A 21,921-nucleotide genomic window follows, 5' to 3' on the forward strand; every position below is an offset into this window, starting at 1 on the left:
CGGGTTCACCGCTCGGCGGATCGGGTTCGGACTCGATGGACACCATGTAGTGCCTCGGTTTGCCGCTGAAATGTGGCACAACCCGGACGTGGGGAGGGCAAAGCGCGATGACGACGGGAGCCGAGGGCGATCCGAGCCCGGCGCAAGAAGCGCGGTGGCTGATCCGGGCGGCCGGCAGCGCCGTCCTGGCCACGCAGGCCGACGGCCAGCCCTTCGCCAGCTTGGTGACGCCGGCGGTGGCGCCCGACCTGTCCCCCTTGCTGTGGCTGTCCACCCTGTCGGAGCACACCCGCCAACTCAAGGCCGAGCCCCGCTGCGCCCTGCTTTTCACCGGCGCGCCGGACGGGCCGAACCCGCAGACCACGCCGCGCGTGACCCTCACGGGACGGGCGGAGCCGGTCGGGGGCGCGGAGGCGGCGGCGCTCAAGGCGCGCTGGCTGGCGCGCCACCCCTACGCGGCCCTGTACGCCGACTTCGCCGATTTCGCCTTGTGGCGGGTGGCGCCGGGCGGCGCCCTGCTGGTGGGCGGCTTCGCCCGCGCAGTGCGGCTGCGTTTGGCGGACCTCCTGCCCGATCCCGGGTCGGTCGCGGCGTTGGCGGCGGCCGAGTCCGGCATTGTCGAACATGTGAACGCGGACCACGCCGACGCCGTCGCGGCCATCGCCGAGAGCTTGCTGGGGCAAGCGCCGGCCGCGGCCGAACCCTGGCGCATCGCCGCGGTGGACGTGGACGGCGCCGACCTCTCGGCCGGCGAGCGGGTGTGCCGCCTGCAATTCTCCCGCTTCGCCTCGTCCGCGGAGGACGTGCGGGCGGAACTCGTGCGCGCCGCCCGCGATGGCAGGAATGCGGCGCGAACCGGGTAGTTACGGCAGACGGTCAAAGAAGCGTGCCTGGGGATTATTCCAGACGCCCGATCGCCGCAATTACGCCAATCTGCGCCATGATGAAACGCGCTTCCGCGCCGACGCCGTGCCCCCACGGGGGCCCACGGTTGGCACCTGTCGTTTGGAGGACTTCAAAGAATGACCGCGGCTGAGACCGCCCTCGCGGGCACCGGCGTGCCCGCCAAGCACGCCGTCCACCCCAACCTCGCGGCCCCCGGCCTGTACGAGCAGGCGCTGCGCCGTGGCGAGGGGCGTCTCTCCGCCGACGGCGCCTTCATGGCCATCACCGGCGTCCACACCGGGCGCTCCGTGCAGGACAAGTTCGTGGTGGACGACCCGGAGGTCCACGACAAGGTGTGGTGGGGCAAGGTCAACCAGCCGATGGCGCCGGAGAGGTTCCGGGGCCTGCGGGAGCGCGTTGTCGGCTGGCTCGGCGAGCGGCCGGTGCTGTTCACCCAGGACCTTTACGCCGGCGCCGACCCGGCGCACCGCATCCGCGTGCGGCTGGTGACGACGAATGCTTGGCACGCGCTGTTCGCGCGCAACATGTTCATCCGCCCGCCCGAGGGCGAGTTGGCCGGCTTCAAGCCGGACTTCACCATCCTGCACGCGCCGGAGTTCGAGGCCGACCCGGCCCGCGACGGCTGCCGCACCGGCACCTGCATCTCCCTCTCCTTCGCGGCCAGGACCATCCTGATCTGCGGCACCTCCTACGCCGGCGAGATCAAGAAGAGCATCTTCACCGTGATGAACTGGCTGCTGCCGGAGCGCGGCGTGCTGCCGATGCACTGCTCCGCCAACCTCGGCAAGAACGGCGACACCGCCCTGTTCTTCGGCCTGTCGGGCACGGGCAAGACCACCCTCTCCTCCGACCCCGAGCGCCGCCTGATCGGCGACGACGAGCACGGCTGGTCGGATGGGGGCGTCTTCAACTTCGAGGGCGGCTGCTACGCCAAGGTCATCCGCCTGAGCCGCGAGGCCGAGCCGCAGATCTGGGAGGCGTCGCACCGCTTCGGCGCGGTGCTGGAGAACGTGGTGGCGGACGAGCACGGCCGGCTGGACCTGCACGACGCCAATTTCACGGAGAACACCCGCTCCTGCTACCCGCTGGAGTTCATCCCGAACACCGTGCCGGACGGCCAGGGCCCGGTGCCGAAAAACGTGGTGATGCTCACCGCCGACGCCTTCGGCGTGCTGCCGCCCATCGCCAAGCTCTCGCCGGCGCAGGCGATGTACCACTTCCTGTCCGGCTACACGGCGCGCGTCGCCGGCACGGAGAAGGGGCTCGGCAAGGAGCCGCAGGCCACCTTCTCCACCTGCTTCGGCGCCCCCTTCCTGCCGCGCCACCCCGAGGTCTACGGGCGCATGCTGGAGGAGCGGATCTCCAAGCACGGCGCCGACTGCTGGTTGGTGAACACCGGCTGGACCGGCGGCGCCTTCGGCACGGGCAAGCGCATGTCCATCCAGCACACCCGCGCCCTGCTCCGCGCGGCGCTGGACGGCACGCTGGCCAAGGCGGAGTTCGTCAAGGACCCGTTCTTCGGCCTGATGATCCCGAAGGCCCTGCCGGGCGTGCCCGCGGAGGTGCTGAACCCGCGCGAGACCTGGGCCGACAAGGCCGCCTACGACCGCACCGCCCGCGACCTGGTGGCGCGGTTCGAGGCCAACTTCGAGTCCTTCGCCGGCGCCGTGGGCGAGGACGTGAAGGCCGCGGCCATACGGGCGGCCGCGTGATCTCGCGGGAAAGGTCCGAGGGCCGGAACGTCATGGGCGGGCCGCTCCTGCCCTGCTCGGTCGCGCCGCTCACCGGCTTCTTCCGCGACGGGTGCTGCAACACCGGTCCGGAGGACCGCGGGCTGCACGTGGTCTGCGTGGAGATCACGGCGGACTTCCTGGCCTTCAGCCAGTCCCAGGGCAACGACCTGATGACGCCGATCGCCGAGATCGGCTTCGCCGGCCTCAAGCCCGGCGACCGCTGGTGCGTGTGCGCCGCCCGGTGGGAAGAGGCGCGCCGCGCCGGCGCGGCGCCGCCGGTGCTGCTGGAAGCGACGCACGTGGCCGCGTTGGAGGTGTGCGGCTTGGCAGACCTCCGCGCCCACGCGGTGGACCCGCCGTAGCGGCGCCTTTCAGGCCGGGATTTCGGCCGCCTCCCGGGCGCAAGGTCCGCCCGCCCGCGGCAGGTGCTGCTCCACCACCTCGGACCCCGGTTTTGGGCGGCCGAGCAGGAAGCCTTGCGCCTCGTCGCACCCGATGTCCCGCAGCAGCGCGAGCTGCTCCGGCGTTTCCACGCCCTCCGCGGTGATGGTGACGCCGAGCGTCGCGCCGAGGCTGACCACCGCGCGCACGATGGCCATGCAGTTGGCGTCGTGCGCCATCCCCCGGACGAAGGACCGGTCGATCTTGATCTTGTCGAAGGGGAAGCGCTGCAAGTAGCCGAGGCTGGAGTATCCTGTCCCGAAATCGTCCATGGCGATGCGGACGCCGAGCGCGCGCAGCTCCCTCAGGGTGCCCAGCGTGGCCCGGTCGTCCTCGAGGAGGACGGATTCGGTGATCTCGAGTTCGAGCCGCTCGGGGGCGAGGCCCGACGCCGCGAGTGCCGATCGCACGCTGCCCACCAAGTCGCCGCGGCGGAACTGCGCGGGCGACAGGTTGACGGCGACACCGAGCACCTCCGACGGCCATCGCGCCACCTCCGCGCAAGCCTCGTGGAGCACCCAGTGGCCGATGGGGACGATCAGCCCCGTCTCCTCCGCGAGCGGGACGAAGTCCGCCGGCGGGACAAGGCCGCCGTCCGCCCGGCGCCAGCGCAGCAGCGCCTCCACGCCGCTGACGCGGCCCATGGCCGTCCGGACCAGCGGCTGGTAGTGCAGCTCGAACCGCCCCTCCCGCACCGCGCGCCGCAGGTCGGCTTCCAGCGCGCGCCGCTCCTGGAGCTGCGCGTCGAGCGCCGGCTCGAAGAAGCGGCACGTCGCGCGCCCTTCGGCCTTGGCGCGGTGGAGCGCCATGTCGGCGCGGCGGAGCAGCGTGTCCGCGTCCGCGCCGTCGGCGGGCGCCACGGCGATGCCGATGCTGGCTCCTGCCAGGAGCTGGTGCCCCTCGATCAGGAAGGGTTCGGCTAGCGCCTCCACCACGCGGCCGGCGAAACCGGCGGCGCCTTCCGGGGTGCCCGCCGGCGCCGGGAGCACCACCGCGAACTCGTCCCCGCCGAGGCGGGCGACGACGTCCCTGCCGCGGGCGCAGCCGCGCAGCCGTTCCGTCGCCGCTCGCAGCAGCGCGTCGCCGACCGGGTGGCCCAGGGTGTCGTTCACCTCCTTGAAGCGGTCGAGGTCAAGGCAGAGCACGGCCGCCGCGCCGCCCGCGGCGATCGCCTGCTGGAGCCGGTCGCGCAGCAGCGTGCGGTTCGGGAGGCCGGTCAGCGCGTCGTGGCCCGCCATGTGCGCGATGCGCGCTTCCGCCTCGCGCCGCTCGGTGATGTCCTCCGAGAATCCGAGCAGGTAGGCGGGGCGGCCGTCCTCGCCGGGGATGGCGAGCCTGGTGGTGAGCAGCAGCCGGTCCCTCCGGTCCTGCGTCCGGATCGTCTCCTCCGTGACGCGGGCCGGACCGGACCGCAGCGCGTCGCGGTCCGCCTCCTCGAAGAGGCGGGCCTGCTCCGGCGGGAAGAGGTCCCGCGCGGCCTTGCCGAGAACCGCCTCCCTCGGAGCGCCGAGCAGCTCCTCCCCGGCCTTATTGAGCAGCACGTGGCGCAGGTCCGCCGCGTCCTTGACGAACAGCATGGCCGGGACGCTCTCGACCACCGTGTCGGCGAACGCGCGGGTGCGGCGCAGTTCCGCCTCGGCGCGCTTGCGTTCCGTGATGTCGCGGATGATGGCGCCCACCGCCACCTCCCCGCCCTGGCGCCAGGCGGAAAGGGACAGCTCGATCTCGATCTCCCGGCCGGACTTGTGGCGGGCCGGCACCTCCACCGTCTTGCCGACGAGCCGCGGTCCGCCGCCGGCGGCGAGCCGCGCGAAACCGCCGTTGTGGGCGGCGCGGAAGCGCTCCGGCATGATGGTGTCGAGCGGCCTGCCCACCGCCTCCTCGCGGGTGTAGCCGAACAGCGCCTCGGCCGCCCGGTTCCAGAAGGTGATGGCGCCCCGCGCGTCGGCGCAGATGAAGGCGTCGGAGGTGGAGGCGGCGATTTGCGAGGAGGCCACCGCGACCGCGTGCAGCCGCGCGTGTTCCAGGTGCAGAACGGCCGCCCGCGCCAGGAAGCGGAGGCGGTCCGCCTGCCCGTCCCGCAGCGCCGCGCGCGGCTCGGTGTCGAAGACGGAAAGCGCGCCGACGACCTTGTCGCCGCGGCCGGTGAGCGGCACCGCGGCGCAGAACCGGACGCGGGGAGGGCCGGCGACGAGCGGGCACGCCGCGAAGCGCTCGTCCGCGGCGGCGTCCGGCACGAGGAGCAGGCCGTCGGACGCCGCGGCGCAGGCGTGGAAGGGGGCGGCCTGCCCGGCGTCTTCCGGGCCGAGGCCGACCCGCGCCCTGGGCAGCATGGCGCCGGCCGCTTCGGCGCGGAGCGCGACGACCGCGATCGGCGCGCCGAGGAGTTCGGCGGCCAGCCGCGCGATCTCCTCGCAGTTCACCTCCTCCTCGATGCCGCGGCCGAGGCAATCGGCGATGTCGGGCAGGTCCCGCGCGGCGGCCGCCTCTCGCGCGCAGGGTGGGCGGGGCGGCGTATCCATGGGCGGCGGGGCTCCGGCGTTGCGCGGGCTCCCCGCGCCGTCGCGGCGGCGGTGAGCCGGTGGAGCCTACGGGCGCGTCCTTTGACGCCTGGTAAACGCCGGGCGGCGCGTCAGCCGCCCGGCGCCCCGTGGTGCTCGGCCCGGTAGGGGTGGGCCGGGTAGGTCCCGAGCACCCGCAGCTCGCGCGAGAAGTAGCCCAGCTCTTCCAGGGCCCGCGCCACCGGCGGGTGCTCCGGGTGGCCGTCCACGTCGGCCAGGAACTGGGTGGCGGTGAACTCGCCGTCGAGCATGTAGCTCTCCAGCTTGGTCATGTTCACGCCGTTAGTGGCGAAGCCGCCCAGCGCCTTGTAGAGCGCGGCGGGGATGTTGCGGACGCGGAAGACGAAGGTCGTCACGCAGCCCGGCGCGTCCGGCGGCGGCACCCGCGGCTCCGGCGCGCAGACGTAGAAGCGCGTGGTGTTGTGCGCGGCGTCCTCCACGTTGCGCCGCAGGATCTCCAGCCCGTAGATCTCGGCGGCGAGTGCGCTGGCGATGGCCGCGTCTTCCACCCCGCCCAGCCCGGCGACGAGGTGCGCGGCGCCGGCGGTGTCCGCCTCGATCACCGGTTGGAGGCGCAGCTCGCGCAGGATGCCGCGCACCTGGCCCAGCGCGACCGGGTGGCTGCGCGCGCGCTTGATGGTGGAGAGCGTCGCGCCGCGGGGCGCCAGCAGGCAGTGCTCCACCCGCTCGAAGTGCTCGCCCACCACCGAAAGGCCGCTGTCCGGCAGCAGGCGGTGGATGTCGGGCACGCGGCCGGCGAGGGAGTTCTCGCACGGGAGCATGGCCAACGCCGCTTGTCCGCCGCGCACGGCGTCCATCGCCGCCTCGAAGCTCGGGCAGGGCAGGGTGGCCCAGCCGGGGTAGGCGTCGCGGCAGGCGAGGTCGGAATAGGCGCCCGGCAGGCCCTGGAAGGCGATGGTCTTGCTGCTCGTCATTCCTTCTTCGTCCCGGCCAGCATGGCCCGCGCCCGTTCCAGGTCGGCCGGCGTGTCCACGCCGAAGGGGCCGTGCTCCACCCGCGCCACCGCGATCCGCATCCCCGCTTCCAGCGCGCGCAGTTGCTCCAGCTTCTCCCGCACCTCCAAGGGGCTCGGCGGCAACGCCACGAAGCGCTCCAGCGCGGCGCGGCGGTAGGCGTAGACGCCGATGTGGTGCCAGAGCGGCCCTTCGCCCCACGGCACCGGCTGGCGGGAGAAGTAGAGGGCCGGCGCGACCTCCGCCCCGGGCGCGAAGTGGCAGGCGCACTTCACCACCTGCGACGCGGCGGCCTCGGCGGCGTCGGCGATCGGCGTTACCAGGCTGCCGATGTCCACCGCCGGGTCGGACGCGAGCGGGAGCAGCACGGTGCGCAGGCAAGCCGGGTCGAGGGTGGGGAAGTCGCCTTGCAGGTTCACCACCACGTCGTGCCGCCCGTCCGGGTCGAGCGTGTCCAGTGCCAGCTTCACCCGGTCGGTGCCGCTCGGCACGTCCCGATCGGCCAGCACGGCCTCGGCGCCCGCCGCGCGCACGGCTTCCGCGATGGCGGCGTCCCCGGCCGCGACCGCCACCGGGCCGACGCCCGCTTCCCGCGCGCGGTCGAGCACGCGCAGCACCATGGGCCGGCCGGCGATGTCGGCCAGCGGCTTGCCGGGCAGGCGCGTGGCCGAAAGGCGGGCGGGGATCAGAACGATCGGATTCACGGCGACGCCGCCGCGGCGCGGACTCCGCCTCGGGAGGGGCGGTTGCTGGAATGCGGAACCGACATTAGGTTCGCGCTTCTAAGGGAGGCGGCACCCCGGCGCAAACGCGCGGCCGGCGGCGCGCACGCAGGCAGGATCGAGGATCGCGTTCGGCATGGCCAACATGGAGGTCAACAAGGCGTTCTCCGCCGTCCTGGTGGCGGGCATCGCCTTCATGGTGACGGGGCTGGTGGGGCAGCAGCTCGTGCACGTCGAACGGCCGCACGAGAGCGCCATCCAGATCGGCGACGTGGCGGCGGTCGCGCCGACGCAGGCGCCCGCCGCGGAGGCGCCGAAGGTGGAGCCGATCACGCCGCTGCTCGCCAGCGCCAACGTGCAGAACGGCCAGACCCTGGCGCAGCGCTTGTGCGCGTCGTGCCATTCCTTCAACGAGGGCGGGCGGAACGGGGTCGGGCCGAACCTTCACGGCATCATCGGCGCGCCGCACGGGCACGTGGAGGGCTTCAGCTACTCGGCGGCGCTCAAGGGCAAGAACGAGCCCTGGGGCTACGAGAACATGAGCGCTTGGCTGCTCAAGCCGAACACCTACGCGCCCGGCACCCGCATGGCCTTCGCGGGCATCAGCAGCACGCAGCAACGGGCGGACGTCATCGCCTACCTGAGGAGCATCTCGCCCAAGGCGCCCGAACTGCCGCAGCCGCAGTAGCGGCGGGCCGTGGGCCTGCCCGGCGGCGCGCTGGCGGCGGCGGAGGCGGCGGCCGACCTCGCCGGGGCGGCGATACGCCCGTTGTTCCGCAGTGCGCTCCTGGTGGAGGCCAAGGGCGACGCGTCGCCGGTGACGGAGGCCGACCGCGCGGCCGAGCAGGCGATGCGCGGTTTGCTGCGCGAGCGCTTCCCCGACCACGGCATCCTGGGCGAGGAGTTCGGCCCCGAGCGGGCCGACGCCGAATGGCTCTGGGTGCTGGACCCGATCGACGGCACCCGCGCCTTCGTCACCGGGCGGCCGCTCTTCGGCACCCTGATCGGCCTGCTGCACCGGGGCCGGCCGGTGCTGGGCCTCATCGACCAGCCGGGCACCGGCGAGCGGTGGACCGGCGTGGCGGGGGAGCAGACGCGCTTCCGCTCGCCGATGGGCGGTACGCCGCGCTGCCGCCCTTGTGCCGGGATGGCGGAGGCCGAGTTGTCCTGTTCCAGTCCGGACATCTTCGACGCCGGCACCCGCCCCGGCTTCGAGCGGCTGCGCGCCGCCGCCCGCCGCGTCACCTGGGGCGGCGATTGCTACGCCTACGGTTTGGTCGCCCTCGGGCTGGTGGACGTGGTGGCGGAGGCGGGGATGCACCCCTGGGACTGGGCCGCGCTGGTGCCGGTGCTGGAGGGCGCGGGCGGCCGCGTCACCGGCTGGGACGGCGAGGCGCTGACCCTGGAAGGGGACGGGCGGGTGCTGGCCGTGGGCGACCCGGCCTTGCTGCCGGAGGCCGTGGCGCTCCTCCGCGGCTGACGAACGGTTGCCGGGAGCGGGTGGCGGCCCCATCCTCGCGTGCATGTTGAACCGCCGTGACCTGCTGGCCTCGGGCCTTGCGCTCAGCGCCGGCGCCATCCTGCCGCCGGCCGCCCCCGGTGCCCGGGCGCAGGCCGCGGGCGCCATCCGCACCCATGCCCTGTCCCTGCTGGGCGAGCCCGCCTTGCCGGCGGACTTCACCCATTGGCCCTGGGTGAACCCGAACGCGCCCAAGGGCGGCGAGCTGGCGCTCACCGCACTGGGTTCTTTCGACAGCTTCAACGCATACATCCTGCGCGGCACGCCGGCCGTCGGCTTGGGCAACCTGTACGACTCGCTGCTCAAGGAGAGCGCGGACGAGGCGAGCACGGAGTACTGCCACCTCGCCTCCATCGTGGAGGTGCCGGCGGACCGCAAGGGCGTCGCCTTCGAGCTGCACGAACAGGCGCGCTGGCACGACGGCAAGCCGATAACCGCCGAGGACGTGGTCTGGACCTTCAACACGCTGCGCCAGCACGGCCGGCCCTTCTACCGCGCCTACTGGGCGGACGTGACGGAGGTGGTGGCGGAGGGTCCGCGCCGCGTGGTGTTCCGCTTCAAGGACGACGGGAACCGCGAGTTGGCGCTGATCCTCGGCCAGCTCAACGTCATGCCGCGCCACTGGTGGGAGGGCCGCGACTTCGCCCGGCCGTCGCTCGACGTGCCGCTCGGCTCCGGGCCGTACCGGATCGAGCGGTTCGAGGCCGGGCGGTCCGTCGTGTACCGCCGCGTCGAGGACTACTGGGCGCGCGACCTGCCCACGGCGAAGGGCACCAACAACTTCGACACGATGCGTTACGAGTACTTCCGCGACAGCACGGTGGCGCTTGAGGCGTTCAAGGCCGGGCAGATCGACTTCCGCACGGAGAACATCGCCAAGGAGTGGGCCACCGCCTACGACTTCCCCGCCGTGCAGCGCGGCCTGGTGAAGCGCGACGAGATCCCCCACGACCTGCCGACCGGGATGCAGGCCTTCGCGGTGAACCTGCGTCGGCCGCTGTTCCAGGACGCGCGGGTGCGCCGCGCACTCATCGAGGTCTTCGACTTCGAGTGGATGAACGCCAATCTGTTCTACGGCTCCTATGCGCGCACCAAGTCCTACTTCTCCAACTCGGAACTGGCCTCCAGCGGTCTGCCGGAGGGGCGCGAGAAGGAAATACTGGAGCGTTTCCGCGGCCGGGTGCCCGACCAACTCTTCACGGAAGAGTACAAGCTCCCCGTCACCGACGGCTCCGGCAACAACCGCGAAGCGCTGCGCCGTGCGCTGGACCTGCTGCGGCAGGCCGGCTGGACGGTGCGCGACCGGCGGCTGGTGAACGCGCAAGGGCAGCCCTTCGCCTTCGAGATCCTGCTGAACACCCCGAGCTTCGAGCGCGTGGCGCTGCCCTATGTGCAAGTGCTCCAGCGCCTCGGCATGGAGCCGCGCGTCCGCACCGTGGACCCGGCGCAGTACCAGGTGCGGATGGACGCCTTCGACTACGACATGACGGTGGACAACATCGGCCAGAGCCTCTCGCCGGGCAACGAGCAGCGCGACTTCTTCACCTGCGCCCGCGCCAACGACAATGGCAGCCAGAACGTCGCCGGCATCTGCGACCCGGTGATCGACGAGTTGGTGGAGTTGGTGATCGGCGCCCCGGACCGCGAGGAGCTGGTGGCCCGAACCCGGGCGCTGGACCGCGTGCTGCTGTGGCACAACTACATGGTGCCGCACTGGCACAGCCGCACCTTCCGCGTGGCCTACTGGGACAAGCTCGGCCGGCCGGAGCGCAACCCGCGCTACCGCCTGGCCTTGGACTCGTGGTGGCTGGAGCGCGGCCGCGAGGGCGCGGTGGAGCAGGCCAAGCGCGAAACGCGCTCCACCACGCCGCCACCGGCGCGGTAGCGGGCCGGGGTGGGCGCCTACCTCCTCCGCCGGCTGCTGCTGGTGGTGCCGACCCTGCTCGGCATCATCCTGATCAACTTCGCCGTGGTGCAATTCGCCCCCGGCGGCCCGGTGGAGCAGATGATCGCCGAGCTGCGCGGTGAGGCGGGCAGCGCCATCGGCCGCATCTCCGGCGAGTCGCAGGGCGAGACCGGCGGGCCGCAGCGGCGCGAGGGGGGCGGGGACGAGAACAGCCGCTACCGCGGCGCCCGCGGCCTCGATCCCGCCGTGGTCGCCGAGATCGAGCGCGCCTTCGGCTTCGACAAGCCCTGGCACGAGCGGCTGCTGGCCACGCTTTCGGGCTACCTGCGCTTCGACCTCGGGCGCTCGCTGTTCCAGGACCGGCCGGTGGGGGAGCTGATCCTGAGCAAGCTGCCGGTCTCCGTCTCGCTCGGCCTCTGGTCCACGCTCATCATCTACCTGGTCTCGATCCCCCTGGGCATCCGCAAGGCGGTGCGGGACGGCTCGCGCTTCGACGTGGCGACCTCCGGCCTCGTGCTGGTGGGCTACGCCATCCCCGGTTTCCTGTTCGCCATCCTGCTGGTGGTGCTGTTCGCGGGCGGCAGCTTCCTCCAGTGGTTCCCGCTGCGCGGCTTGCTGAGCCCCGGCATGGAGGACGCCCCGTTCGCGGCGCGCGCGCTCGATTACGCCTGGCACATGGTCCTGCCCACCGCGGCGCTGGTCATCTCCGGCTTCGCCGGGCTGACGCTGCTCACCAAGAACGCCTTCATGGACGAGATCCACAAGCAGTACGTGGTCACGGCCCGGGCCAAGGGCGCGAACGAGCGGCGGGTGCTCTACGGCCACGTGTTCCGCAACGCCATGCTCATCATCATCGCCGGCTTCCCGGCGGCCTTCATCAGCATCCTGTTCACCGGCTCCCTGCTGATCGAAATCATCTTCTCGCTCGACGGGCTCGGCCTGCTCGGCTTCGAGGCGGCGATCCGCCGCGACTACCCCATCATGTTCGGCACCCTCTACGTCTTCACCCTGCTCGGGCTGGTGATGCGGATCGTGAGCGACTTCACCTACACGCTGGTGGACCCGCGCATAGACTTCGAGAGCCGCGGCTGATGGTTGAGCGGAAGGAAGCGCTTGCTGCTTGGGCCGTACTCGAGGACGCAGCGCGAAGCGTTGATCTCGCGGTCAACGCAGACGAGGACCACTGGCGAGTGCATTGGGCCGGTTCGCTTGCCTTGCTTAGAGCAGTGGGGCATGTGCTTAGAAAAGTCGATCGAGAGCGGTCAGAGTCGCACAGGAAGTGTGGGGACGAGTGGTGGAAAAGGTGGGACCCTAAAAAGGGTACAGAGGCTAAGCCGAACCTTTTTGCTGACTTCATAGAAACAGAACGCAACCTCGTTCTTAAGCAGTACGAATTTCGGTTCGATCCTGCCGAGCGTCACGGCATATTGTTTCTCCGTTCCAGCGACAAACTTCTGACGCGTGACGGGAAACTTCTTTTCACCCGCTCCCTTGAACGCTTCGTCATCACTGATGGAGCATTCAAGGACAGGGATGGCCGAGAGCTCCTGCGCGAGTCCCACAGATGGTGGGCGGCCCAACTGTCTGAGATCGACGCTCGCATCGGCGCTTTGCACTCGACAGGTGACCGCGCTTGATGGCCCTCTCGCCCCTCAACCGCCGCCGCCTCGCCAACTTCCGCGCCAACCGGCGCGGCTGGTGGTCGCTCTGGATCTTCGCCGCGCTGTTCGTCCTCTGCCTCTTCGCCGAGTTCATCGCCAACGACCGGCCGCTGGTCGCGCGGGTGGACGGGCGCCTCTTCGTCCCCGTGCTGGCCGACTACGCCGAGAGCGACATCCTCCCCGACGGCCTGCCCACCGAGGTCGACTGGCACGACACGGCCTTCCGCGCGGAGATCGAGGGGCGCGGCTGGATGGTGTGGCCGCTGATCCCCTACGCCTACAACACGGTGGTGCGCGACCTCGAACGGCCGGCGCCGGCCCCGCCTTCCGCGCGCAACTGGCTCGGCACGGACGACCAGTCGCGCGACGTGCTGGCGCGCGTGATCTACGGCTTCCGCATCTCGGTGCTGTTCGGCTTCGCCCTGACCGTCGCCGCCTCGGTGGTCGGCATCGCCGCCGGGGCGGTGCAGGGCTTCTACGGCGGGCTGACGGACCTGCTGTTCCAACGCTTCATGGAGATCTGGAGCGGCTTGCCGGAGCTGTACCTGCTCATCATCCTGGCGAGCGTGGTGCAGCCGTCCTTTTGGATACTGCTCGGCTTCCTGCTGCTGTTCTCGTGGATGGGCCTCACCGGCGTGGTGCGCGCCGAGTTCCTGCGCGGGCGAAACCTCGATTACGTGCGCGCCGCCCGCGCGCTCGGCGTCTCCGATGCGCGGTTGATGTCCCGGCACATCCTGCCCAACGCCATGGTGGCGACCCTCACCTTCCTGCCCTTCATCCTGTCGGGCAGCGTGGTGGTGCTGACCTCGCTCGACTTCCTCGGCTTCGGCCTGCCGCCGGGCTCCGCCTCGCTGGGGGAGCTGGTGGCGCAGGGCAAGAACAACCTCCAGGCGCCCTGGCTCGCCGGCACCGGCTTCGTGGTGCTGGGGGGCGTGCTGACCTTGCTGGTGTTCGTGGGCGAGGCGGTGCGCGACGCCTTCGACCCGCGCAAGCTGCCGGGCGGCTCCAAGGCATGACGCCCCCCTCCGAAGCCGGCTTGCGGCCCGGCCCGGCCGCCGGCGGGCACCGGCTGGATGCGCCGCACGCCGCGCCCCTGCTCGACGTCGAGAACCTGTCCGTCGCCTTCGGCGCGCGTCGCGTGGTGCGTGGCGTGTCCTTCGCCGTGCACCCGGGCGAGACGGTGGCGCTGGTGGGCGAGAGCGGCAGCGGCAAGTCCGTCACCGCCCTGTCGGTCCTGCGCCTCCTGCCCTCGAACGGCGCCAACCCCGAAGGGCGCATCGTCCTCGACGGCTGCGACGTGCTCCGTGCCGACGAGCCGGAATTGCGCCGGCTGCGCGGCGGCACGGCGGGCATGGTGTTCCAGGAGCCGATGACCTCGCTCAACCCGCTCCACACGGTCGGGCGGCAGGTCGGCGAGGCCATCACCCTGCACCAACCCATGGAGGGGCAGGCGCTGCGGGCGCGGGTGCTGGACCTGCTGCGGAAGGTGGGCCTGCCGCGCGTGGAGGAGCGGCTGAACGCCTTCCCGCACCAGCTCTCGGGCGGGCAGCGGCAGCGGGTGATGATCGCCGCGGCGCTGGCCAACTCGCCCAAGCTGTTGATCGCCGACGAGCCGACCACGGCGCTCGACGTCACCATCCAGGCCCAGGTGCTGGAGCTGCTGGCGGAGCTGCGCCGCACCGAGCGCATGGCGATGCTGCTCATCACCCACGACCTGCAGATCGTCCGCCGCCACGCCGACCGCGTCGTGGTGATGAAGGACGGCGAAGCGGTGGAGCAGGGCGCGGTCTCCGAAGTCTTCGCCGCCCCGCGCCACCCCTACACGCGGATGCTGCTGGAAACGGAGCCGCGCGGCCGCCCGGCGCCGGTGGCGCCGGACGCGCCCGTGGTGGCGGAGGCGGAGGCGCTCCGCGTCCACTTCCCCATCCGGCGTGGCTTGCTCCGCCGCGTCGTCGGCCACGTCAAGGCGGTGGACGGCGTGACGCTCTCGGTGCGGGAGGGCGAGACGCTCGGCTTGGTGGGCGAGAGCGGCAGCGGCAAGACCACGATCGGCCTCGCCCTGCTCCGCCTGGAGCGGAGCGAGGGCGCGATCCGCTTCGAAGGCCGGGACATCGCCGGCCTGTCCGGCGGCGCCCTGCGCCCGCTGCGGCGGCGGATGCAGATCGTGTTCCAGGACCCTTACGGCTCCCTCTCGCCGCGCATGACCGCGGGCGAGATCGTGGGCGAGGGGCTGGCCGTCCACGAGCCGGGCTTGCCCCCCGAGGAGCGCGACGCGGCGGTGGCGTCGGCTCTGGAGGAGGTCGGCCTCGACCCCGCCATGGCCGAGCGCTACCCGCACGAGTTCTCCGGCGGCCAGCGCCAGCGCATCGCCATCGCCCGCGCCCTGGTGCTGAAGCCGCGCCTGGTGGTGCTGGACGAGCCGACCAGCGCCCTCGACGTGTCCGTGCAGGCGCAGGTGGTGGACCTGCTGCGCGCGCTCCAGGCCAAGCACCGTCTGGCCTACCTGTTCATCAGCCACGACCTCCGCGTGGTGCGCGCCATGGCGCACCGGATCGTGGTGCTGAAGGACGGCGTCGTGGTAGAGGAGGGCGACGCCGAGGCGCTCACCGCCTCCCCGCGCCAGCCCTACACCCGCGCCCTCATGGCCGCCGCATTCGACTTGCGCGCGGAGGCCGGGGCCGCGCGGCAGTGACCGAGCTGGAACGGCTGCGGGCGCTGCTCGACTCCGGGCGGGTGAAGCTCGGCGTCCACATCCGCAAGATGAACAGCCCCGGCAGCCCGGTGTACCGCTCCCTGGAGAACGTGCTGCCCGCCGCGGCCATCCTGACCGCCTCCTTCACCGCCACGCTGCTGGTGCACTTCTACCTCGGCGCCGTCGTGCTGGCGGTGGCCTGCTGGTGGTGGCTCGCCCGCTGGATGCCGAGGGTGAAGGACGGGGTCTTCGACCGCACCTCGGCCCTCGTGCTGGCCGACGAGGCGAGCTTCGACTTCTGGTGGTCGCGGGGCGTGCTGAGCCTTTACGCCCAGCTTCCCGGCGGCGAGGAGCGCGCGGCGGCCCGCAAGGACGACTGGCGCGCTTGGGTCCGCGCCATCCCGGACGGCTGACTCAGCGCACCAGCCGCAGGGTGCGCGAGGACGGGATCTCGTCCGCCGACTTCTGCAGGTTCAGCAACTGCGTGGTGAGCGCCAGCACGCTGAGCGTCATGTCCTCCTCCGGGTCGTGCTCCGCCACCCACCACCGCGCCCCGCGGTACTCGACGGAGAAGCGCGGCCGGGCGGGCGGCGCCGGCCACAGCCGGAACAGGCGCGGCGTCGCGGCGCGGGAGGCGTCCAGCCCGACCGTGATCCGGTACGGCACGCCTTCCTCCTCCCGCCGCTGCACGGCGCCGAGGTAGGTCAGGATCTCGTCCACCGAGCGCAGGTACCAGGACAGGCCGCCGGTCCTGGCGTGGCCGGCGGGGGTGGGCGCGTCCGCGATTTCGTCGGCGGCGCAGGGGTCGCCCGCCTGCGGCAGGGCCGAGACCTGCGGCGCGTCGTTGTCCAGCGCCAAGGCGGTGTAGCGCGGCACGGCGCCGGGCGCGGAAGGGACGCAGATCACGATCTGCTCGACCTCGCGGAACAGCCGCCACCCCGGCCCGTCCGGCCGCAGCGCCACGTTCGGCTCGCGCGCCGCCGCCAGTACGTGGGGAGCTTTCGCCTCCGCGGCCGTCAGGCGCGGGCCGATCGGGGTCAGCCGCGTGTAGGCGTTGAACAGCAGCCGGCCGTGCCTGGTGAGGCTGTCCACCACCGCCTGGAAGCGGTCGCAGGGCGGCTGGGCTGCGGCGGCGGCCTCGGCGCACCTGGCGCGGGCGGCGGCGTCCATCGGGCGGCGCTCGTGCGGCTCGTTGACGATCGAGCGCCCGCTCGCGCCCTCGTCGAAGCGGGACACCAGCAGGTGCAGGAGGAGCTGGTCCGGCAAGCCACGGTCCGACAGGAGCCGGAACAGGCCGGGGTCGAGCGGCTTCAGGAGGCCGCGGGCGAAGTCCTGCCGGTCCAGCGGCGCCACGTCGAAGCTCGGGCTGCTGCCGGCCAGGGCCGCCGGCTCCACGCCGCTCCGCAGGCTGCTCAGGTCCAAGCCCGCGCCGGCGAACAGGCTGAACGCGCCGTGGATGGCGCCGAGCGTGCTGAAGTGGAGCGGCGCCCGGTCGCGGGCCCGCAGCACGTTCAGCACCAGCACCGTGTCCGTCGCGGCCTCGACGCTGCTGTTGTAGGCCACGCTGTGGCGCCCGACGGTCCCGCTGAGGGAACAGGCGGCCAACGGCGCAGCGGCCAGGAAGGCGAGCGTCGCCGCCCCGCGCGCCGCGCGTCCGAACCCGTGTCGTCCCGCCATCGCTCCCCACCGCGCCACCGGTCCCCTGCCGCCCACCTTCCCGCGCGCTTCCGGGGCATGGCAAGCGCCGTCGCCAGGAAGGGCGGTTTGTGCGCCGGGGCGCGAATGGGGACACTGCCGGCCTTAGCCGCACACGCAAGCCGCCGGAGCCGAAGCATGGCCGTCCTCCTTTCGACCGACCCCGCCGCCATGGAAGATTGGCGCGCCGCCTTGTTGGCGGAGGATCCCGGCCTCGACATCCGCATGTTCCCCGATGCCGGCGACCCCGCCGCCGTCGAGGCCGCGGTGGTCTGGACCTCGCACGACATGGCGGAGCTGCGCCGCTACCCGAACCTGCGGCTGGTCGTCTCCATGGGCGCCGGCGTGGACCATCTGCTACGCCCGCCCGGACCCCCGCCCGGCGTGCCGGTCGCGCGGCTGAAGGACGCGCGCCTCACCCAGGGCATGACCGAGTGGGTGCTACTGAACGTGCTGCGCTTCCACCGGCAAGACCTGGAGTACCGCGCCCTCCAGGCCGCGCGCCGCTGGGAGGAGTTGCCTGCCCCGGACACCGCCTCGCGCCGCGTCGGCATCCTGGGCTTGGGCGAGTTGGGCGGCGCGGCCGCGGCGGCGCTGGCGGCGCTGGGCTTTCCGGTGATGGGTTGGTCGCGCAGCCCCAAGGACCGGCCCGGCGTGGAGCGCTTCCACGGCCCGGAAGGCTTCGACGCGATGCTCCGTCGCGCCGACATCCTGGTGTGCCTGTTGCCGTTGACGCCCGAGACGCGAGGCATCTTGGACCGGCGCGCCCTCGGCCTGCTGCCGCACGGGGCATTCCTGCTCAACGCCGCGCGGGGCGGGCACGTCGTCCAGGACGACCTGCTGGCGGCGCTGGACGGCGGCCGGATCGCGGCCGCGGCGCTCGACGTGTTCGAGCCGGAGCCGCTTCCGCCGGACCACCCCTTCTGGTCGCACCCGCGGGTGGTGATGACGCCGCACGCGGCCAGCATCACCATCCCGTCCAGCGCCGCGCCGCAGGTGGTCGAGAACCTGCGGCGCGCCCGGTCCGGGCGGCCGCCTCTCAACCTCGTGGACTTCGGTGCGGGCTATTGACCTTCGGAGAGGAAGGTCAGCTCGCCTTCCGGGGGGCCTCGGCGGTGCCGCGCGCCGCCGCCGTATCGGCGTTGGCGACCTCGGCCGGCGGCGGCATCTCGCGCACCACGGCCTCGGCCTCGACCATGATCTGCCGCATGTCGCGGAGGAAGGCCGTGCCCTTAAGCGTGCGCTGCACGATCACGCTGCGCCGGTCCATGGGGTCCACCTTGCGGCGCGCCAGGTCGAGTTCGCCGAGGCGGTCCAAAGCGCGGGTGATGGCCGGCTTGGACACGTTCAGCTCCGCCGCCAAGCCGCGGACGGTATGGGGGCCGTCCGTGAGGTAAACCGTCAGGAAGACGCCGAGCTGCCGCGCGGAGAGGTCCGGGCCGTCCCGCCGCACCAGCGCGACAACGGTATCCCGGAGGATGCCGACGAGCTGGTCTGGGTTGCTCTGTACCGCCATCTTAAATCCTCTTGCCCTTCGGGGCTGTGCAGGGATCGGCGTATTGCCGGCCGCCGCGGTTGTCGGGAACAGGCGAAGCACTCACCACCAACGTCACTGCGGCAATTGTATAACGCATTACGTATCCGACAGGTGCTGTGCGGTGGCAAAGTTTCTGCGTCATCTCGTTTTCGTTACCTGCCCGACCCCTGTAACAGCCCCGGAAGAGTCTCAATCAGCGCCACAACGGCTCTCATTCCTTGTGTTTCTCCACCTTCTGGACGGCCGGGGCGCGTTGAGTCGTTCCAAGCGTAAAGGTCCAAATGGGCCCATCTGGTTGCGTCGGGAACAAACCTTTGAAGAAACAAAGCCCCGATGACCGCGCCCGCCATGGGTTTCGCGCTGACGTTGTTGAGGTCCGCCACCGGGCTGTCGAGCCAGCCCGCGTAGCCCGCGTGCAGCGGCAATCGCCAAAGGGGATCGGACGCGGCGCGGCCGGCGGTCAGCAGCGCTTCCGCCAGCGCGTCGTCCGGGGTGAACAGCGCCGGCAGGTCCGGCCCGAGCGCCACCCGCGCCGCGCCCGTGAGCGTGGCGAAGTCGATCGCCAGATCGGGTCGCCGCTCCGCGGCGAAGGCCAGCAGGTCGGCCAGGACCAGCCGGCCTTCCGCGTCGGTGTTGCCGACCTCCACCGTCAGGCCGGCGCGGGTTCGCAGCACGTCGAGCGGCCGGAAGGCGTCGCCCGAGACGGCGTTCTCCACCGCGCCCACCAGCAGGAGGAGCCGCACCGGCAGACGGGCGCGCATCGCGGCTTCCGCCACGCCCAGCGCCACGGCCGCGCCGCCCATGTCCTTCTTCATCCGCAGCATGGCGGAGGAGGGCTTGAGGTCGAGGCCGCCCGTGTCGAAGCAGACCCCTTTGCCGCAGAGCGCCACCAGGGGATGATCCGCCTCCCCCCATTCCAGCACGGCCACGCGCGGCGCCCGCGGGCTGCTCCGGCCCACCGCGGCCAGCGCCGGGAAGCCCTCCGCCAACGCCTCGCCTTCGACGGTCGAGAAGCGCGCGCCATGCGCCGCCGCCACCTCCCCCACCGCGGCGGCCAACTCCGCAGGGCCGAGCAGGTTGGCCGGCGTGTTGATCAGGTCGCGCGCCCGCCACGCGGCGGCGGCGGTGTCGATGGCGCGCTCCGTCCCTGGCGGCGGCACCAGCCGCGCGGCCTCCCGCTTGGCCGGCTTGAACTTCGTGAAGCGGTACGCGCCCAGGCACCAGCCGAGCGCGGCGTCCGAGGCCCACCCGCCGGGCTCGGCGAAGCGCCACGCGCTACCGGCCGGCAGCTTGTTCGGCAGCGCGCCGAAGGACCACGGGTCGGGCGGCGCGCCGCCGAGGCCCAGCACCGCGCCGGCGAGGCCGTCCTCGCCGGGCAGCAGCGCCAATTCCTGCGCTTCGGCGGCGAAACCGCTCGCTGACACGAACGCCGCGGCGCCCGCCGGCAACCGGCGCAACAGCGCATCCAGTCCGCCGGGTGTCACGACATGGAGGGGGAGGGCGGACCCGTCCGGTTCCGCGAGGCAATGGAGCATGGAGCGACCGTGTTCCCGGGAGCCGGAGACGCCGGGGCCGCTGCGGACCCGATTCGCTCCGGCTCTCAGTCACATGGCCGTGATCCGGGCGCTTGTCCAGCGTCCCGTCGCGGCCGTTCCGCCGCTCAGTCGGCGCGCGTCCAGCGCAGGTCTTCGCCGAGCCGCCCGTCCGCCATGTGCCGGTCCAGCACCTTCAGCCGGATCTGCTGCGAGGAGCGGAAGTCTTTGTCGGCGAAGCCCACGGCGTTGAGGCCGTCGCGCAGCCTGTTCACGCTGTCCGCCAGGGTGACGCGCGGCTGGTGGTCCGGCGCCATCTTCCGGAACAGGGAGAAGTCCACCCGGTAGGAGCGCTTGTCCGGCGGCGCGTCCGTGTTGATGGAGACCTTGGTGCCCGGCGTCCCGGCCGCCACCGCGCGCGCCAAGTCGCGCACCTGCACGTTCCAGTCGTCGCTGCCGGCGTTGATGGAGAGGAACCCGCCCGGCTCCACCCCGCCGCCCGTGATGGCCCATTCGATGGCGCGCGCCATGTCCCGCACGTCGATCAGCGGGCGCCAGGGCGAGCCGTCCGACAGCACGGACACCTCGCCGTTGGCGAGCGCGCCGGCCACGAAGTCGTTCAGCACGAGGTCCAGGCGCAGGCGGGGCGACATGCCGCACGCGGTCGCGAAGCGCAGGCAGGTCACGCCCATGCGGCCGCGGTCCATCTGCTTCAGCCCCTCTTCCGCCGCGATCTTGGACCGGGCGTAAGCCGTCAGCGGGTTCAGCGGATCGGTCTCCTTCCGCGCGTCGCCGGCGGCAAGGCCGTACACGCTGCATGAGGAGGCGAAGACGAAGCGCTTCACGCCGGCGTCCCGCGCCGCTTCCGCGACCTGGAGGCTGGCGCGGTGGTTGATCTCGTCCGTCACCGCCTCGAAGCGGAGGCCCATCGGGTCGTTGGAGACGGCCGCGAGGTGGACCAGCGCGTCCACGCCTTTGAGCAGGGCCGGGGGGATCGCCCGCACGTCGCCGAAGTGCTGCGCGTCCAGCACCCGCTCGGGCAACGGGCCCGGGGTGGTCAGGCAGTGGGCGAAGAAGCCGGCGTCGTAGCCGATCAGCTCGACGCCCGGCAGGGTGGCGCGCAGGTGCGCGGCGACGACGGGGCCGACATAGCCCATGTTGCCGGTGATGAGGATGCGCAAGGGAGGTGCCTTCTCTGATGCCGCTGCTGTCGGACAGCGTTTTAGCGGCGAAACGCTGTGGCGCGGTATTCAACTGATCGGCACTACGGCCGTTTGGTCTTCAAGTCCGGGCGGGCCGCCGAGGGCGGTCAGCAGCGCCGGGACGCCCCCAGGCGCGCCGGAGCCGGACCGACGGGGCCGGCCGGCGGCCTCGGCGCCTCAGTTCGAGGCGGGGTGGGGGGCCGCCATCAGGAAGAACACCACCACGACCAGGGTGGCTACCGCGACCACCGCCAAGCCGGCGGTGGCGGTGGTGCGGACGCGCCACCACCAGAAGAAGCACGCGATGACGGCAAAGAAAGCGAGGAGGGTCGATGCGGCCATGGGGGTTCCTTCATCCCGCCTAGCGGCGCAGCCGGAGCGTCGCGGTGGCGAGGACGTTGCCGGCGCCGTCGTGCGCCCGCAGCGCCACGTCCCAGGCCCCGGCGGGGAGCTCCGGAAGGGTCGCGCACCAGGGCGGGGCGCCGCCGTCCCCAGGGCCGGACCGCGCCGGGGAGAAGGCGAGCGGCGCGTCGGCGCCGGCGTCCGTGGCCCGCTGCACCGCGCCGGTCACGGCGGCTGCGGGCACCGGGCGCCCGTCCCGGTCGCGCAACCGCGCCTCCACCGCGCCGCCGGCCGGCGCCGCGTCCAGGCGCAGCCCGGTCGCCGGCGGCAGGACGTTGCCCGTGCCCAGCCGCGCCGGCGCGCCCGCCACGAGACCGGGATCGGACCGCACCGCGAGGGTGATCATCGCCGCGTCCGCCGCGACGATCGCCGCGAAGGCGCCCGCGATCGTCCAGGGTATCCAGTGGGATTTGCGCGGCGGCTCCGCCATCGCCGGGC

20 protein-coding genes are annotated in these 21,921 nt (G+C 72.6%); 11 read left to right on the forward strand and 9 right to left on the reverse strand.

The features are described 5' to 3' along the window. The first annotated feature begins 107 nt into the window (after positions 1 to 107). The 3 genes from ABD067_RS18945 (at position 108) to ABD067_RS18955 (ending at position 3,001) form a co-directional block, all read left to right on the forward strand. The gene (locus ABD067_RS18945) at positions 108 to 863 is read left to right on the forward strand and encodes a HugZ family pyridoxamine 5'-phosphate oxidase (protein WP_343896936.1); all 756 of its coding nucleotides are present in this window, start codon (positions 108 to 110) and stop codon (positions 861 to 863) included. 159 nt (positions 864 to 1,022) lie between these two features. Further along, positions 1,023 to 2,618, forward strand: coding sequence for a phosphoenolpyruvate carboxykinase (locus ABD067_RS18950; RefSeq protein ID WP_343896937.1), 1,596 nt, complete (start codon positions 1,023 to 1,025; stop codon positions 2,616 to 2,618). Positions 2,619 to 2,650: 32 nt separating this feature from the next. Next, positions 2,651 to 3,001, forward strand: coding sequence for a DUF2237 family protein (locus ABD067_RS18955; RefSeq protein ID WP_343896938.1), 351 nt, complete (start codon positions 2,651 to 2,653; stop codon positions 2,999 to 3,001). A 9-nt stretch (positions 3,002 to 3,010) separates the two neighbouring features. Here the strand turns inward: ABD067_RS18955 and ABD067_RS18960 are convergent, their stop codons facing one another. The 3 genes from ABD067_RS18960 to ABD067_RS18970 form a co-directional block, all read right to left on the reverse strand. Beyond that, positions 3,011 to 5,602, reverse strand: coding sequence for a sensor domain-containing phosphodiesterase (locus ABD067_RS18960; protein ID WP_343896939.1), 2,592 nt, complete (start codon positions 5,600 to 5,602; stop codon positions 3,011 to 3,013). A gap of 110 nt (positions 5,603 to 5,712) precedes the next feature. Then, complete coding sequence (locus ABD067_RS18965) at positions 5,713 to 6,576, reverse strand: prephenate dehydratase (protein WP_343896940.1); 864 nt, start codon at positions 6,574 to 6,576, stop codon at positions 5,713 to 5,715. Next, positions 6,573 to 7,319, reverse strand: coding sequence for a 3-deoxy-manno-octulosonate cytidylyltransferase (locus ABD067_RS18970; RefSeq protein WP_343896941.1), 747 nt, complete (start codon positions 7,317 to 7,319; stop codon positions 6,573 to 6,575). The genes ABD067_RS18965 and ABD067_RS18970 overlap by 4 nt, the downstream gene beginning before the upstream one ends. Before the next feature lie 154 nt (positions 7,320 to 7,473). Between ABD067_RS18970 and ABD067_RS18975 the strand changes: the two genes are divergently transcribed. The 7 genes from ABD067_RS18975 to ABD067_RS19005 all read left to right on the forward strand — a co-directional run bounded on the left by ABD067_RS18975 (position 7,474) and on the right by ABD067_RS19005 (position 15,528). Next, on the forward strand, positions 7,474 to 8,025 hold the full coding sequence (locus ABD067_RS18975) for a c-type cytochrome (protein ID WP_343896942.1): 552 nt from the start codon (positions 7,474 to 7,476) through the stop codon (positions 8,023 to 8,025). Positions 8,026 to 8,034: 9 nt separating this feature from the next. Then, positions 8,035 to 8,817 carry a histidinol-phosphatase gene (gene hisN / locus ABD067_RS18980; protein WP_343896943.1) on the forward strand — a complete coding sequence of 261 codons (783 nt, stop codon included), beginning with the start codon at positions 8,035 to 8,037 and terminating at the stop codon, positions 8,815 to 8,817. A gap of 43 nt (positions 8,818 to 8,860) precedes the next feature. Then, positions 8,861 to 10,741: an extracellular solute-binding protein gene (locus ABD067_RS18985; protein ID WP_343896944.1), complete on the forward strand. Its 1,881-nt coding sequence runs from the start codon at positions 8,861 to 8,863 to the stop codon at positions 10,739 to 10,741. A gap of 9 nt (positions 10,742 to 10,750) precedes the next feature. Next, positions 10,751 to 11,854 (forward strand): microcin C ABC transporter permease YejB, encoded by a 1,104-nt coding sequence (locus tag ABD067_RS18990; protein ID WP_343896945.1) that lies wholly within the window; start codon positions 10,751 to 10,753, stop codon positions 11,852 to 11,854. Between the two features lie 544 nt (positions 11,855 to 12,398). Continuing rightward, entirely contained in the window at positions 12,399 to 13,439 is a 1,041-nt protein-coding gene (locus tag ABD067_RS18995; protein ID WP_343896946.1) for an ABC transporter permease, read from the forward strand. Beyond that, a complete protein-coding gene (locus ABD067_RS19000; protein ID WP_343896947.1) occupies positions 13,436 to 15,115 on the forward strand; it encodes an ABC transporter ATP-binding protein in 1,680 nt (559 codons plus the stop codon). Before ABD067_RS18995 ends, ABD067_RS19000 begins: the two co-directional genes overlap by 4 nt. Next, complete coding sequence (locus ABD067_RS19005) at positions 15,112 to 15,528, forward strand: hypothetical protein (RefSeq protein WP_343896948.1); 417 nt, start codon at positions 15,112 to 15,114, stop codon at positions 15,526 to 15,528. The genes ABD067_RS19000 and ABD067_RS19005 overlap by 4 nt, the downstream gene beginning before the upstream one ends. Before the next feature lies 1 nt (position 15,529). On the opposite strand, the gene ABD067_RS19010 is transcribed toward ABD067_RS19005, so the two are convergent. Further along, a complete protein-coding gene (locus ABD067_RS19010; RefSeq protein WP_343896949.1) occupies positions 15,530 to 16,792 on the reverse strand; it encodes a hypothetical protein in 1,263 nt (420 codons plus the stop codon). Between the two features lie 156 nt (positions 16,793 to 16,948). Between ABD067_RS19010 and ABD067_RS19015 the strand changes: the two genes are divergently transcribed. After that, positions 16,949 to 17,881 (forward strand): 2-hydroxyacid dehydrogenase, encoded by a 933-nt coding sequence (locus ABD067_RS19015; protein WP_343896950.1) that lies wholly within the window; start codon positions 16,949 to 16,951, stop codon positions 17,879 to 17,881. Between the two features lie 16 nt (positions 17,882 to 17,897). Here the strand turns inward: ABD067_RS19015 and ABD067_RS19020 are convergent, their stop codons facing one another. The 5 genes from ABD067_RS19020 to ABD067_RS19040 all read right to left on the reverse strand — a co-directional run bounded on the left by ABD067_RS19020 (position 17,898) and on the right by ABD067_RS19040 (position 21,913). Then, the gene (locus ABD067_RS19020) at positions 17,898 to 18,326 is read right to left on the reverse strand and encodes a MarR family winged helix-turn-helix transcriptional regulator (protein WP_343896951.1); all 429 of its coding nucleotides are present in this window, start codon (positions 18,324 to 18,326) and stop codon (positions 17,898 to 17,900) included. A gap of 173 nt (positions 18,327 to 18,499) precedes the next feature. After that, a complete protein-coding gene (locus ABD067_RS19025; protein ID WP_343896952.1) occupies positions 18,500 to 19,882 on the reverse strand; it encodes a leucyl aminopeptidase family protein in 1,383 nt (460 codons plus the stop codon). Positions 19,883 to 20,007: 125 nt separating this feature from the next. Next, positions 20,008 to 21,060, reverse strand: coding sequence for an NAD-dependent epimerase/dehydratase family protein (locus ABD067_RS19030; protein WP_343896953.1), 1,053 nt, complete (start codon positions 21,058 to 21,060; stop codon positions 20,008 to 20,010). Between the two features lie 198 nt (positions 21,061 to 21,258). Continuing rightward, positions 21,259 to 21,423, reverse strand: coding sequence for a hypothetical protein (locus ABD067_RS19035; protein ID WP_343896954.1), 165 nt, complete (start codon positions 21,421 to 21,423; stop codon positions 21,259 to 21,261). 19 nt (positions 21,424 to 21,442) lie between these two features. Continuing rightward, positions 21,443 to 21,913, reverse strand: a complete 471-nt coding sequence (locus ABD067_RS19040) for a FixH family protein (protein WP_343896955.1) — start codon at positions 21,911 to 21,913, stop codon at positions 21,443 to 21,445. Positions 21,914 to 21,921: the final 8 nt, after the last annotated feature.

This window comes from Craurococcus roseus (assembly GCF_039523795.1).
GTDB lineage: Bacteria > Pseudomonadota > Alphaproteobacteria > Acetobacterales > Acetobacteraceae > Craurococcus > Craurococcus roseus.

Excerpts from the sequence above, each read along its gene's own strand:
- ABD067_RS18985 (WP_343896944.1), top strand. The coding sequence starts at position 8,861 with ATGTTGAACCGCCGTGACCTGCTGGCCTCGGGCCTTGCGCTCAGCGCC.
- ABD067_RS19020 (WP_343896951.1), bottom strand. The coding sequence starts at position 18,326 with ATGGCGGTACAGAGCAACCCAGACCAGCTCGTCGGCATCCTCCGGGAT.
- ABD067_RS19000 (WP_343896947.1), top strand. The coding sequence starts at position 13,436 with ATGACGCCCCCCTCCGAAGCCGGCTTGCGGCCCGGCCCGGCCGCCGGC.
- ABD067_RS19010 (WP_343896949.1), bottom strand. The coding sequence starts at position 16,792 with ATGGCGGGACGACACGGGTTCGGACGCGCGGCGCGCGGGGCGGCGACG.
- ABD067_RS18995 (WP_343896946.1), top strand. The coding sequence starts at position 12,399 with ATGGCCCTCTCGCCCCTCAACCGCCGCCGCCTCGCCAACTTCCGCGCC.
- ABD067_RS18965 (WP_343896940.1), bottom strand. The coding sequence starts at position 6,576 with ATGACGAGCAGCAAGACCATCGCCTTCCAGGGCCTGCCGGGCGCCTAT.
- ABD067_RS18955 (WP_343896938.1), top strand. The coding sequence starts at position 2,651 with ATGGGCGGGCCGCTCCTGCCCTGCTCGGTCGCGCCGCTCACCGGCTTC.
- ABD067_RS18945 (WP_343896936.1), top strand. The coding sequence starts at position 108 with ATGACGACGGGAGCCGAGGGCGATCCGAGCCCGGCGCAAGAAGCGCGG.
- ABD067_RS18960 (WP_343896939.1), bottom strand. The coding sequence starts at position 5,602 with ATGGATACGCCGCCCCGCCCACCCTGCGCGCGAGAGGCGGCCGCCGCG.
- ABD067_RS18950 (WP_343896937.1), top strand. The coding sequence starts at position 1,023 with ATGACCGCGGCTGAGACCGCCCTCGCGGGCACCGGCGTGCCCGCCAAG.
- ABD067_RS19040 (WP_343896955.1), bottom strand. The coding sequence starts at position 21,913 with ATGGCGGAGCCGCCGCGCAAATCCCACTGGATACCCTGGACGATCGCG.
- ABD067_RS19035 (WP_343896954.1), bottom strand. The coding sequence starts at position 21,423 with ATGGCCGCATCGACCCTCCTCGCTTTCTTTGCCGTCATCGCGTGCTTC.
- ABD067_RS19015 (WP_343896950.1), top strand. The coding sequence starts at position 16,949 with ATGGCCGTCCTCCTTTCGACCGACCCCGCCGCCATGGAAGATTGGCGC.
- ABD067_RS18975 (WP_343896942.1), top strand. The coding sequence starts at position 7,474 with ATGGCCAACATGGAGGTCAACAAGGCGTTCTCCGCCGTCCTGGTGGCG.
- ABD067_RS19025 (WP_343896952.1), bottom strand. The coding sequence starts at position 19,882 with ATGCTCCATTGCCTCGCGGAACCGGACGGGTCCGCCCTCCCCCTCCAT.